9 protein-coding genes are annotated in these 12,967 nt (G+C 72.4%); 3 read left to right on the top strand and 6 right to left on the bottom strand.

The features are described from left to right. Position 1: 1 nt before the first annotated feature. Complete coding sequence (locus tag FVS66_RS03625; protein WP_149179502.1) at positions 2–544, top strand: RNA 2'-phosphotransferase; 543 nt, start codon at positions 2–4, stop codon at positions 542–544. Between the two features lie 401 nt (positions 545–945). Here the strand turns inward: FVS66_RS03625 and FVS66_RS03620 are convergent, their stop codons facing one another. The 4 genes from FVS66_RS03620 to FVS66_RS03600 form a co-directional block, all read right to left on the bottom strand. Then, a complete protein-coding gene (locus FVS66_RS03620) occupies positions 946–2,955 on the bottom strand; it encodes an NHL repeat-containing protein (protein ID WP_149179501.1) in 2,010 nt (669 codons plus the stop codon). A 519-nt stretch (positions 2,956–3,474) separates the two neighbouring features. Continuing rightward, complete coding sequence (locus FVS66_RS03610) at positions 3,475–3,879, bottom strand: hypothetical protein (RefSeq protein ID WP_149179535.1); 405 nt, start codon at positions 3,877–3,879, stop codon at positions 3,475–3,477. 135 nt (positions 3,880–4,014) lie between these two features. Continuing rightward, the gene (locus tag FVS66_RS03605) at positions 4,015–4,413 is read right to left on the bottom strand and encodes a roadblock/LC7 domain-containing protein (protein WP_316248162.1); all 399 of its coding nucleotides are present in this window, start codon (positions 4,411–4,413) and stop codon (positions 4,015–4,017) included. Between the two features lie 189 nt (positions 4,414–4,602). Next, positions 4,603–5,511 carry a hypothetical protein gene (locus FVS66_RS03600; protein WP_149179500.1) on the bottom strand — a complete coding sequence of 303 codons (909 nt, stop codon included), beginning with the start codon at positions 5,509–5,511 and terminating at the stop codon, positions 4,603–4,605. A gap of 535 nt (positions 5,512–6,046) precedes the next feature. Here FVS66_RS03600 and FVS66_RS03595 point away from each other — a divergent pair. Then, positions 6,047–6,952 (top strand): LLM class flavin-dependent oxidoreductase, encoded by a 906-nt coding sequence (locus FVS66_RS03595; RefSeq protein ID WP_149179499.1) that lies wholly within the window; start codon positions 6,047–6,049, stop codon positions 6,950–6,952. 167 nt (positions 6,953–7,119) lie between these two features. Continuing rightward, positions 7,120–7,944: an HAD family hydrolase gene (locus tag FVS66_RS03590; protein WP_149179533.1), complete on the top strand. Its 825-nt coding sequence runs from the start codon at positions 7,120–7,122 to the stop codon at positions 7,942–7,944. Positions 7,945–7,976: 32 nt separating this feature from the next. Here FVS66_RS03590 and FVS66_RS03585 read toward each other — a convergent pair whose 3' ends face one another. Then, entirely contained in the window at positions 7,977–9,047 is a 1,071-nt protein-coding gene (locus FVS66_RS03585; RefSeq protein WP_149179498.1) for a peptidoglycan DD-metalloendopeptidase family protein, read from the bottom strand. A gap of 265 nt (positions 9,048–9,312) precedes the next feature. Beyond that, positions 9,313–12,960 (bottom strand): thiol reductant ABC exporter subunit CydD, encoded by a 3,648-nt coding sequence (gene cydD, locus FVS66_RS03580; protein ID WP_149179497.1) that lies wholly within the window; start codon positions 12,958–12,960, stop codon positions 9,313–9,315. Positions 12,961–12,967 lie beyond the last annotated feature (7 nt).

Raw genomic sequence — 12,967 nt, 5'->3', positions numbered from 1 at the left:
CATGGACGGAAGACGCACCGTGAAGGTGTCGAAGTACCTCTCACGGCATCTGCGCCACCAGCCCGGGCGGATCGGACTCGTCCTCGACCCGCACGGCTGGGTCGCGGTCGACGACCTGCTGCGTGCCATGGCCCGGCACGGCATGCCCCTCAGCCGCGCCGAGCTGGAGCACGTCGTGGCCGTGAACGACAAGCGACGCTTCACCATCGACGGCGACCGCATCCGGGCCAGTCAGGGCCACACCGTCGACGTGGACCTCGGCCTGCCGCCGGCCACCCCGCCCGCGTACCTCTACCACGGCACCGTGGCCGCGAACCTGGCCGCGATCCGCGCCGAGGGCCTCCGCCCGATGGCCCGCCACCACGTCCACCTGTCGCCCGACCGGGAGACGGCGACCAGGGTCGGGGCACGGCGGGGCAGGCCCGTCGTGCTGTCCGTGGACGCGGGCGCCATGCACCGCGACGGGCACGTCTTCCACGTCAGCGCCAACGGGGTCTGGCTCACGGACGCGGTGCCCACGCGCTATCTGCGGTTCCAGGAGTAGCGGCGGCCGACGGGGCCGGAGCACCCGCGGCGGCACCGTACGCATGTCGTCCGCCACCGTCGCGGCCTCGCCGCGGCCCACGGCCGCCTCCAGGCGCCACAGCGCTTCGCGATCGACCCGTCCCGTGCTGCGCGGGGCGCCCGCTTGGGCGGCCTCGTGTCCCCGGTCGTGTCCCGGTCGCCCGTCTCGGTTCCCCCGTCTCGGTTCCCCCGTCCCGTACGCCGTCCCCTTCGCCCCTCCCGGTCGGACCGGCGTGGACCGTCACGGTCCGGACGCCCGGCGGGGATCGCTGCGGTCGTAGCGTCCGGAAGCGATCCCCGCAGCCCTGGAACAGCCCCGCCCGGGGGCGGGAGCGGACGCCGAGTGAAGATCCGGCGGTACCGCCCCGGGCCCCTCACCGGTCAGAGATGGCGGGGCGGTCCGAGCAGTGGCGTCCGCACCGGAGCCGCGAGCCCGACGAACACCACCATCTCGTGCCCGCCGGGGTTGGTCTGCAGCGGCACGGTCATCCAGTTGTTGGCCAGCCAGACGTTGCCGGAGGGGTCGATCTGGACGGCGGTGTTCCGTTCCAGTCCGTCGCTGGTGTACCCGGTGCCGGCCGGCGAGATCGCGTCGCCCGTCCGGAGTCCGGGCGGGCAGGCGGACACGCGGGCACCGCACAGGTTGGCCAGGCGGTGACCGCCGAAGTTCGCCACCCAGACGGTGTCGTTGCCGTCGACGGCGATGCCCCAGGGCAGGAACAGGCCGTCGTTGACGAACGGCTTGGCCGGGGTGGTGCCGTCGGGGCGGATCAGCGTGACCGACGCGTCGACGTGTCGGGCGACGACGTCCTCGACCGCCTCGGCGACCATGGCGGGTGTGGTGCCCTCACAGGGCGCCACCACCGCACCGCCGTTGGCCACCCACACGTTGCCCAGAGTGTCGGAGGCGACGCCCATGGGCCGTTTGATCCCACCGCCGGTGATCGAGCGCAGGGGCCTGCCCTGCGGGGAAAGCAACGTCACGCTGTCGCTTCCGTTTCCGGTCACCCAGGCACGCCCCCGGGTGTCCACCGTGACGCCGAACGGCTTGATCAGGCTGTCACCGCCCGGTGCGATGTTCCGGGCCCGGTGCGCGTCCCCCTGCGGGATTCGGGTCACGCTCCTGCCACCGCAGTTGGCGACCCAGATGTTTCCCTCCCGGTCCGACACCGTGCCCTGCGGCTGGACGATGTCACCGCGCCGCCAGCCACGCGGCGGCGAGAGGGGCCGGCCATCGGGGGTGAACTCCGAGATACTGCGGTACAGGCGGCTCGCGTCGAGCGGACAGTCGCTTCCCTGGAAGCCGAAGTTGGCCGCCCAGACATGACCGTCGGGGTCGATGGCGGTACCGAAGCCCACCCCGTACAGTCCACCGCCGCGGTACGGGGCACCCGGGACGTCCTGGCCGGTCGGGGTGAGCCGGGACAGGATGCGGGATCCGCAGACGGACCTGCGGGGGTCGGCGCCGTACGTGTAGTTGTTGCCGATCCATGCCGTGCCTTCGGCGTCGAACGCGACATTGCCCGGCCCGTCCAGCTCGTGACCATTGCCCACGTAGCGCAACGCGATGGTCCAGGCGTCGGGGGCCTTCGTCAGCTTTGGCAGGTAGTCGGTGCGGCCCTCTGCCAGCGCGAAGAGTTCGGCTGCGTGGTTGCCGGGCAGCCGGGCGATGTCCGCGACGGCCTGGAAGGTCTCCCGGGGCGCGGGTGCCCCGGGATGTCCGGCCAGCTCGAAGAGGGTGTCGCAGGTCTGTCCCGCGGTGCAGCCGGACAGAATGTCGGCCAGCGTGTTGAAGGCGCGCAGAGTGGACGTCTGCTCGCCGTTCGGGGCGGTGGCGAGTGCCTCGGCCACCGCCCCGTCGTCGATGTCGGCCAGGTTGTGGGAGACCGCCGCCGCGTTCTGCAGCCCGGGGCTGCGTCCTGCCACCTCACCCCCTTGCGTGAACTGCGCCATCGCGAAGCCCGCCGCGACCGTGGTGCGCTCGTTGAGTACCACCTTGCCGGTGCGACGGCCGGTGCCGATCATCGTGACCAGCCGTACCGGCCGCACCCGGTGCGCGGCCCGGGAGTGCCCGTGGCCGGCCGGTCTCGCGTCCGCGGTCAGGTACAGCACGGCGTCCGGGGCCTTCGGAGCACGGTACGAGAGGCTGAAACGGCCGTGAGCGTCGCTGCGGGTGCGGGCCAGCGGACGGGCGCCGGCGCCGGGATGGCCACCGGCCTGGAACAGCGTCACCTCGGCGGCGGCGATGGGCCGGCTGCCGCTGCGCACGACGCCGTGCTGCTCCAGCGTGCCGTGTCCCGGGGGCGGTCCACCGGTGGCCTCCGAATGGGAGGCCCCGAACGTGAGTGGAACCAGGAGAGCGGTGAGCAGAGCAGCTCTGCGAAGACGCACGAGAGTTCCCTTTCCGGGGCAGGAACATGAGGCCGCCGGGCGCTCCGCCGGTCGGGTCACAGCACGTCGACGACGCGGCTCACGGTGCCAGGGGGCGGCACGCCACAGGGTCGGACACCATGACGTGGCGTCATCGCCACCTGTTCGGGTGACCGAAGGGGAGGACCAGGCGGGTCCGGGGGCCACGCCTCGTGGACTGGTGACGTTCCGGACGCACCACCCGGAAGTCTTCGGCTCAGGCAGGCGGAAGGACCGGTTCGTCGTCGCAGAAGCCCCTGAACGCGGCCCGGTCCTCCTGTATCCGCTGCCCGTCCCTGCTCGATCTTCCCGGCGTTCGTTCCGTGGCGGACCGCTGCTCCGCGCGGTCCCCACGGGCACGGCTGCGACGACGGTGACACACGGCATGTCCTTGGGAACCCTCGTCACCTCGGTCAGACCTCGGTCAGACCTCGGTCGCCCCTAGCGGCCTGACGGGTGGACCTTGAGCATTGCTCCGGCCCATCCGGGCAGGAGGGCCCGTCACAGCGGTCCGTTGTCCTTCAGGACCCTTCGGGCCTGGGCGAAGAGCATCCCCACGTTCGCCGACTTTCGGCACACGACGACCGCGACGACCTCGTCGGCGCTGTCGACACGCAGAAAGAGGTGCGCCAGGTTGTCGCTGTTGACAAGGATCTCCTGGAAGTAGTGCCGGTCGGACACCACTCCGCGGCGCTCCTTGAAGATGTTCTCGATCATCACCACATTGCGGCCCTGGAAGAGCTCGAGTGTGGCCGCCGCCAGCATGTCGAGTACCTCCGGCGGGTGCGAGTCACTGGTCTCCACCGACAACAACATGCCCGTCGACATGTCGATGATCCCGGCGGCCACGCACTCCGGCACCTCCGTGCGGAGGGTCTTGACAATGTTGACCACTCGGCCGGACATGCTCTGGTGGCCTGAGGTTCCCGCTGCGCTCATTGTGTTCCTTCTGATGGATTCGGTGTCGGGTGAGGACCGAAGCCGGCTCCCACCCTGGGCGATCGTGCAGTCCTGGGCCCTGTTTCGCAGAGGGCGTCCGGCTCAGCCGACCTGAGTGGTCCCGGTCTCGGAAGTCAGCAGCAGGCCGATCCGGTCGGCGCTCACCTGCGACTCGGCGTGGAACCGCCTCACGTCCATGCCCGAGTCGCCGAGCACCGCCATCAACGCCATGTCGCCGATCGCCTGTGCGACCAGATAACCGCCGCTGAACCGTGAGACGGTGTGTTGGACCAGTCCCTTGCCTGTGGCGGCGCCCGTGCGGCGGGCGATGCTGAGTGCCGCTGCCGTGAGAGCGGCCAGGCACTCTCCGTCCACCGTGTCGTCCGCCTCAGCAGTGATGAGAAGGCCGTCGGCCGAAGCCACGACCACGTCCGTGACACCGACGACCCGATCGCGGAGTGCACGCATCTCAGCGGTCAGCTCGTCATTCTTGATAGTCACAACTCTCCTGTGTGTTCAAGCCGGGATCACTCCCGGCCGGCTGTGCAGCTTCTTCGACGCGTAGCGCGCCTGATCGTCCGTCCCGGATGAGGCCAGGGGTTCCGCCCCCCTTGTGGACCACGACGGGGGCTGGCGTCGCATGCCCTGGCCCGCAGTGGGACTGAGGCTCCCCGCGGGAAGGGACATCGGTTACCGGCAATCCGTCACCGGCCGCAGAGGGAGGACGTCGTGGATTCCGCTCATGCCGCGTCGGCGCTGAGGAAGGCCGCTCGCGTCGGCCGGGCGGTGAGGGAGGCGGGAGGCGTTCGGCATCCGATCGGCTGCCTCGGCCGGCTCGCCGACAGGAACGGCCGTACGGGAGGACACCACCGCGACCAGACCCTCGCTCAGCATGCGTGTGAGTTCGACCGTGACCGCGTAGAGGCCCCGCGCCAGCAGGAAGGAGAGGTCCCGTGCGCTGCGGCGTCCGTTGACGCGTAGAAGGATCTCCCGTCGCGTACCGGACGTCGAACCGCTCAGCAGTGCGGCTCCCGCGGACGTCGGAGTCAACCGGTCCTTGAAAGGGCAGAGCGAGACCCGGAGCGAAGCGAGTGCCTTGATACGACGGCTCACCTCCGGGAGCAGCCAATCCGGTTCGATGGCTTGGGGTGCCGTCAGGTGATGGCCCCCGCCGGGTTCGAGGAGGCACTCGTCGATGCGGCCCATGCAGACGGAGAGGGCGCCGTCCAGGGCTGCCATGTGACATATCAACTGCAGCTCGGCCGCTCCGACCAGCGTCCGGTCGATCAGTTCTGTTCCGATCCGGCCATCGGCCGCACCGGCCTGGTAGGCGGCCGCCCACTCGGCCGTCCCGAGACGCCCGGAACACAGCAACAGGGTCTCCACGGTCGGGGCTCCGGGCGACTCGACCGCGACGATGGCGCCGTTCGCCAGATGAAAGGTGCCGCCCGGGTCGCCCACCACCACCAGAGTGCCGGAGAGCCGCTCGTGACGAGCACGGACCAGGTTCCGGGCCAGCTCCTCGGCGGCGTGGTCCGACGGCGACGGCAGCGACCGTGCCGGTGATGCCCAAGGGGCTCCGGGGAAATCGGGATGCATCACCATTCGGCTCCTGATCGTGAAACAGCCACGTCCATGACGGCCCGGCGGGTCTCCGGGGCGGCGAAGACCGAAGCCGTCCGATGTCCCGGCATGGTGATGTCGAGCACGGTCACCCCTTGTCAGCGGCTGAATTCCGACAGGACATCCACGGAGGGTGCCGTGGGTCATCCAGCCCTCGGAATCGCACGGTAGTCAGCTCCGCCGAATCCGTGATCGAAGATGCCGGAAGTCTTTGGATTCTTTCGCCAGAGGTCACCTCGTGACCCTTTCCTGCTGAATCCACGCCATCTATGGAGCGGCTCTGCCGGAAAGCCACTCGACAGAGTGACCTCGGCGCCGGACACGATGTGTCAGAACGGCCCTCCACTCGACACCGTGCGCCCTTGCCGGTCACCCACAGGAGACAGACCGCTGTCACGGCTGTGACCGCGCCGACGGCGGCGGTATGGCCTGGAGATGGCAGCACCCAGGTCGGAATACTGAGGCCATTCCGCGCAGGGGGACAGTCCTGGGGCGGACGTAGGCTCGGGGCATGACTCTGCGCCTGAGCACCGTGATCCTGCCCGTACGCCGCTGGCACGACGGCGGCCGAGACCAGTGGACACGGGCGGAGGAACTGGGCTTCCACGCCGCGTACACCTACGACCACCTCTCATGGCGCAGCTTCCGCGACGGCCCCTGGTTCGGCGCGGTGCCGACGCTGACCGCCGCCGCGACGGCCACCCGACGACTCCGCCTGGGCACCCTCGTCACGTCGCCGAACTTCCGGCACCCGGTCACACTGGCCAAGGAGCTGATCTCCCTTGACGACATCTCCGGCGGCCGGATCACGCTCGGCATCGGCGCGGGCGGCAACGGCTTCGACGCCACGGCGCTGGGGCAGGAGGCGTGGACGCCCCGGCAGCGCGCGGACCGGTTCGCCGAGTTCGTCCCGCTGCTCGACCGACTCCTCACCGAGGACAGCGTCACCCACGAGGGCACTCACTATTCGGCGCACGAGGCCCGCGACATTCCCGGCTGTGTCCAGCGGCCCCGGCTGCCCTTCGCCGTCGCGGCGACCGGCCCGCGCGGGATGCGGCTCGCAGCCCGGCACGGCCAGGCGTGGGTCACGACCGGCGATCCGAAGCTGACCGAGACGGGCACGCCCGAGCAGTCCCGGCTCGCTCTCCGCGACCAGCTGGACAAACTGGACAAGGCGTGCGCCGGGGCCGGCCGGGACGCGGCCGAACTGGACAAGATCTTGCTGACCGGTTTCACCCCGGACGGGAACCGCCCACTGGAGTCCGTGGACGCGTTCGTGGACTTCGCCGGTCGGCACGCGGAGCTCGGATTCGACGAGATCGTGGTGCACGCACCCATCCCGGACTCCGTCTTCGCCACCGACGAGACCGTTTTCGAGCGGATCGCCACCGAGGGGCTCGCCCAGCTGAACGCCTGACGGTCACCCCATCCACCACCCCCGTTTCCGCCGTTTCACCCGTTTCGCCTGCGCACAAGCGTGCGGCTCAAATGCGCACGGTTTCGCACGTTCGTGCACCTGGTGGGTGACTGGTACGGGACAATGGACGGGTGACCTCACCGACGACCTTCCCCCGCCCCCGTCCGATGTCCAAGGCGCGTCCACGGCTGATCGCCACCGACCTTGACGGAACGCTTCTGCGTAACGACAAGTCCGTTTCGGACCGCACGGTCGCGGCACTGGCCGCCGCTGAGGAGGCGGGGATCGAGGTCTTCTTCGTCACCGGCCGGCCCGCCCGCTGGATGGACGTCGTCAGCGCCCACGTCCACGGCCATGGGCTGGCGATCTGCTCCAACGGGGCGGCCGTCGTCGATCTGCACGCCGGACGGAAGATCATCGACGTGCGGTCCCTGGAGCGGGAGACCGCACTCGACGTCGTCGAGACGTTGCGCATGGAGTCGCCCAGCACGGCCTTCGCGATGGAGTTCGCCGACGGCATCCGGCACGAACCGGACTACCCGCCCCTCCACCTCGACGCGGCCCTCGACATCGGCCCCGCCGAGAAGCTCCTCCACGAGGACGTGGCCGGGCTCGGCGCGCCCCTGCTGAAGCTGCTCGCGCTCCACCCCGAGCTCACACCCGACGGCTTCCTCGCCCTGGCGCGTGCGGCCGTCGGCCACCGGGCCACCATCACCCGCTCAAGCCCCACCGCGCTGCTGGAGGTCAGCGGCCTGGGAGTGTCCAAGGCCAGCACGCTCGCCCTGTGCTGCGCCGAGCGCGGCATCTCCGCGGACGAGGTCGTGGCGTTCGGGGACATGCCCAACGACATCGAGATGCTCACCTGGGCCGGCACGTCGTACGCGATGGGTAACGCCCACCCGGACGTCGTCGCCGCCGCCTCCGGCCGGACCGTCGCCAACCAGGAGGACGGCGTGGCGGCGGTCATCGAAGGCATCCTCGCCGACTACTGAGCCGACTACTGAGCCGGTCACCGGGACCCGCCTCACAGCTCGACCCCGTGCTCACGCAGCCAGCGCATGGGGTCGACGCCGGAGCCCAGGTGCGGGGTGACCCGCACTTCGAAGTGCAGATGGGGCCCGGTCGAGTTCCCCGTGGTCCCTGCCTGGCCGATCCACTGCCCGGCGGCGACGGCCTCCCCCTGGTCCACCGCGGCCGACGCGAGATGCGCGTACTGCGAGTACCAGCCGCCCGTGTGCCGTACGACCACCTCGATCCCGAACGGGCCCCCGCACGACACGGACTGGACGCGCCCCGCTCCGATCGACCGCACCGGCGTACCGATGTCCACCGCGAAGTCCTGCCCCGTGTGCCGGTGCGCCCAGTGCCTCCCCGCGCTGTCGAAGCCCGCCGACAGCTCGTACCCGTGCTTCGCGGAGACCGGCGCCACCCAGGCCCGGCCCTCGTCCCACCGGCCGTCCGGCTGGTCGAGGCGCGCCGCGCCCGGGCAGCTGCCCGCCGCCGCACTGCGGTCCGCCTCCGCCTGGAGCCGCCACTGTGCCCGCTCCAGCCGCGTCTCCAGATCGCGCTTCACCTCCGCCAGCCGCGCCCGGCCGACATCCAGGTCCCGCCACGCGGATCTCGCCTGGTTCTCGGCGGACGCCAGCCGCCGCTCTGCCCGGCCCGTGTGCTTCATCAACTGGTGCACCACCTGGCCCGCCTGGCGTGCGACCCGCTCGGCGCGCAGCGCGTCCTCCGGGTTGTCGGCGAGCAGCAGCCGCGCGGTCACCGCGAAGGAGCTGCCGGTCCGGTACTGGGCGCGGGCGACCTCACCCGCCCGGTTGTGCAGGGCGGCCAGTTCGCGCCGTTTCTCGTCCAGCTTCTTCTGGAGCAGGTCGGCCTTGGCCTGCTGCGCGGCGGAGGCGCGGAGCCCCCGCTCGTACGCCTCCGTGATCTTGCCGGCCTCCTCGAAGAGCCGCGCCACCTCGGCGCTCACCGCGGGCCCGTCGGGCCCGGCCACCGGAGCGGCGGCGGCCGTGGACGGGGGGGCGAGCAGGACGATCAGCGCGGACAGCACCGGCCCGAGCAGCGACCGCCGACCGTGGGGAAGGCGCATCCTGGGATAGTCGCTCTTCGGACAGGGCTTCTCCCGCATCTGGCCGTCCCACCCGGCGCCGTACCGCCGACCGGCCTACAGCAGTACCGCCGTCCGGCCCACCCGCACGCCGCTGTCCGGCCACACCCCCGTCGCCGACCTGTCCGGCGCCCCGCCGTCGGCCGGTCCCCGCCCCGCCGTCGGCCGGTCCCCGCCCCGCCGTCGGCCGGGCGGCGCCGGTCCGCCCGGGCGGCGGAGGCCCGCCCTGCGTACGCCCGCCCCCGTACTATCGGCGCCGTACGGAGACGCCCGACGCTTCCGGGCCCTCGACGCGGAGGTCGGCTGCGCGCTCCCGTTCCAGCATCCGCCGCAGTGGCCCGTCGACGGCGGCGAGCTCGGCGTACGGGCCGCGCTGGACGACCCTGGCGTCCTCCAGGACGACGACCTCGTCGACCGCGTCGAGACCGTGCAGCCGGTGGGTGATCAGCACCGTGGTGCGGCCGCGCGTCGCCCGGAGCAGGTCCTCCGTGAGCGCGTCGGCCGTGGCGAGGTCCAGGTGCTCGGCGGGCTCGTCGAGGACGAGGACCGGGAAGTCGGCGAGGAGCGCCCGGGCGAGGGCGAGGCGCTGCCGCTGGCCGCCGGAGATCCGGGCACCGTGCTCGCCGACCAGCGTGTCCAGGCCGTCGGGCAGGGCGTCGGCCCAGTCCAGCAGCCGGGCCTCGGCCAGCACCCGGCGCAGTTCCTCGTCGCTCGCACCGGTCCGGGCGAGCCGCAGGTTCTCGCGGATGGTGCTGTCGAAGAGGTGGGCGTCCTGAGCGCAGAGCCCCACGAACCGGCGTACCTCGTCCCCGTCGAGCGCCGTCGCGTCGGTGCCATCCAGCCGGTACGCACCGGCCCGGGTCTCCACGAACCGCAGCAGCACCTGCGCCAGGGTGGTCTTGCCCGCCCCCGACGCACCGACGACGGCGACCCGCCGGCCGGCCTCCAGGCGCAGGTCGAAGGAGACCAGCGCGTCCCGGTCCTGCCCGGGGTGACGCGCGGTGACGCCGCGCAGCTCCAGCGGGAACGGGCTCTGTGGCGGGGGCGCTGGCCACTCCGGCTCCGGTACGGGGACGGGCGCGTCGAGCACCTCGAAGACCCGCTCGGCGCTGCGCCGTACGCGCTGTCGGTACTGGACGGCGAGCGGCAGTCCCATGACGGCCTCGAACGCGGCGAGCGGGGTGAGGACGACGACCGCCAATGCCACGCCACCGAGCCGCCCGTCCCGTACGGCCTGAACGCCTACCAGCGCGGCGGCGGCCACGGTCAGCCCTGCCGACAGCGCGGTCAGCCCGCCGCCGAGCGCGGTGGCCGCCGACTGGCGCGCGGCGATCCGGGTGAGCACCGCGTCGGCCTCGCGGGTCCGGGCGATACGGCTCCGCAGCGCACCGGCCACGGTCAGCTCGGCGCAGCCGCGCAGCAGGTCGACCACCCGGGCCGCGAGGGCGCCCCGGGCGGGGGCGAGCCGCTGCTCGGCACGGCGGGACACGACGCCGCCCAGCGCCGGGACGGCGACCCCGGCGACGAGCAGGCCCGCCGCGAGCACGGCGCCGGCCTCGGGCAGCAGCCACGCGGTGAACCCGACGGCGCCCGCGCCGACCAGCAGGGCCGTACCGGCCGGCAGCAGCCAGCGCAGCCAGTAGTCCTGGAGGGCGTCCACGTCGGAGACCAGCCGGGACAGCAGGTCGCCGCGGCGGGTCCGGCGCAGCCCCGCCGGGGAGATCCGCTCCAGGCGTCGGTAGCTGGCCACCCGGAGGTCGGCGAGCATGCGCAGCACCGCGTCGTGCGACACCAGCCGCTCGGCGTACCGGAACACGGCCCGGCCGATGCCGAACGCGCGGGTGGCCGTCACCGCGACCATGAGGTGCAGGATGGGCGGCTGTTCGGAGGCGCGGGAGATCAGCCAGCCGGACACGGCCATAAGTCCGACGGCCGACCCGAGTGCGAGGCTGCCCAGCAGCAGCGCCAGCGAGAGCCGCCCCCGGAACTCCCCGGCCATGCCCCGGACCCGCGCCAGCACGCGCCGCCCGGGCAGCGGGGCCGGCGGGTCGGACACGGTGGGCACCGGACGTGCGGCCGCCGCGTGGGCACCGTGCAGACCGCCCACGACCCCGAAGGCGTCGTCGACCATGTCCGCGCCGACATGGGCCGCGCCGGCCTGCCCCGGACCCGGACCCGGCCCCGTCGCCGACTCCGGCCCCTGCCCCTGGCCCTGCTCCGGCTCCCCGGCCCCGGCCGGAGCCGGGGTCGGAAGGGCCCGCTCCTCCTCCCGCAGCGCGACCACTCGGTCCGCCACGGCCAGCAGCGCGGGACGGTGCACGACCAGCAGAACCGTCCGCCCGGCGGCCAGCCTGCGTACCGCCTCCACCACCGCTGCCTCGGTCGCGCCGTCCAGCGCGGCGGTCGGCTCGTCGAGCAGCAGCACAGGCCGGTCGGCGAGGAACGCCCGGGCCAGCGCCAGCCGTTGCCGCTGGCCGGCCGACAGACCGGCGCCCTCCTCGCCGAGCACCGTTGCGGCGCCGTCCGGCAGGTCGTCGACGAAGTCGGCACCGGCGTCGCGCAGAGCCGCCCGTACGGCGTCGTCGTCCGCGTCGGGCCTGGCGAGGCGGACGTTCTCGGTGATGGTCCCGGCGAACAGGTACGGCCGCTGCGGCACCCAGGCGATCCGCTCCCGCCACCGCTCCGGGTCCAGCGACGCGACGTCCACGCCACCGGCCCGTACGGAACCCGATTCCGGCGCGGTGAAGGCCAGCACCACGTCCAGGAGCGTCGACTTGCCGACACCGCTCGGCCCGACCAGGGCCACCGTCTCACCGGGTTCGACGACCAGCGATGCCCGGTCCAGCGACGGGTGCCTCCGCCCGGCATGACGTACGGTCACCGCGTCCAGCTCGATCCGGACGGGGCCGTCGGGCAGAACGCCTGTGCCACCCTTCCGTACCGGGGCCTCCAGCACCGCGAAGACCTCCTCGGCGGCCGAGATGCCCTCCGCCGCCGCGTGGTACTGGGCACCGACCTGCCGGAGCGGCAGATAAGCCTCGGGCGCGAGGATCAGGATGACCAGACCCGTGTAGAGGTCGAGGGTGCCGTGGACGAGCCGCATGCCGATGCCGACGGCGACCAGCGCCACCGACAGTGTCGACAGCAACTCCAGGGCGAACGACGAAAGGAACGCAATCCGCAAGGTCCGGAGCGTCGCCTGCCGGTACTGGGACGTGATGGCGCGGATGGACTCCGCCTGCGCCTTCGCCCGCCCGAAGATCTTCAGGGTGGGCAGTCCGGCCACCACGTCGAGGAAATGGCCCGACAGCCGGGACAGCAGCCTCCACTGCCGGTCCATGCGGGCCTGGGTGGCCCAGCCGATGAGCACCATGAAGATCGGGATCAGCGGCAGCGTCACCACGATGATGGCCGCCGACACCCAGTCCTCGGTGACGATCCGGGCCAGCACGGCCACCGGGACGACCACGGCAAGACCCAGCTGCGGCAGGTAGCGCGCGAAGTAGTCGTCCAGCGCGTCCACACCACGCGTCGCCAGCGCCACCAGCGACCCCGTGCGCTGCCCGCTCAGCCACCCCGGACCCAGCCCGGCGGCCCGCTCCAGCAGCCGCCGCCGCAGCTCGGACTTCACCGCCGCGCCGGCCCGGTGGGCGGCGAGCTCGGTGAGCCAGGACACCAGCCCGCGGCCGACCGCGACCACGGCGAGCAGCACCAGCGGCACGGTGAGGTCGTCGACGGCCAGCCCGCGCTGGAACGCCCCGACGACGACCTCGGCGATGAGCATCGCCTGACCGACCACCAGCGCCGCCCCGACCAGGCCGAGGAGGACCAGCGCCATGAGGAACAGACGGGTGGCCCGGGCGTACCGGAGCAGACGCGGGTCGATCGGTTTCACGTGAAAC

This window comes from Streptomyces sp. TRM49041 (assembly GCF_008271805.1).
Classification (GTDB): domain Bacteria; phylum Actinomycetota; class Actinomycetes; order Streptomycetales; family Streptomycetaceae; genus Streptomyces.
Note: the sequence above shows the minus strand (reverse complement) of the source record. Positions and strands in the feature narration are given on the sequence as shown.

Bases quoted from the DNA above. Each gene is read 5' to 3' on its own strand.
- FVS66_RS03585 (WP_149179498.1), bottom strand. From the start codon at position 9,047: ATGCGCCTTCCCCACGGTCGGCGGTCGCTGCTCGGGCCGGTGCTGTCC.
- FVS66_RS03595 (WP_149179499.1), top strand. From the start codon at position 6,047: ATGACTCTGCGCCTGAGCACCGTGATCCTGCCCGTACGCCGCTGGCAC.
- FVS66_RS03610 (WP_149179535.1), bottom strand. From the start codon at position 3,879: ATGTCCGGCCGAGTGGTCAACATTGTCAAGACCCTCCGCACGGAGGTG.
- FVS66_RS03600 (WP_149179500.1), bottom strand. From the start codon at position 5,511: ATGCATCCCGATTTCCCCGGAGCCCCTTGGGCATCACCGGCACGGTCG.
- FVS66_RS03625 (WP_149179502.1), top strand. From the start codon at position 2: ATGGACGGAAGACGCACCGTGAAGGTGTCGAAGTACCTCTCACGGCAT.
- FVS66_RS03590 (WP_149179533.1), top strand. From the start codon at position 7,120: ATGTCCAAGGCGCGTCCACGGCTGATCGCCACCGACCTTGACGGAACG.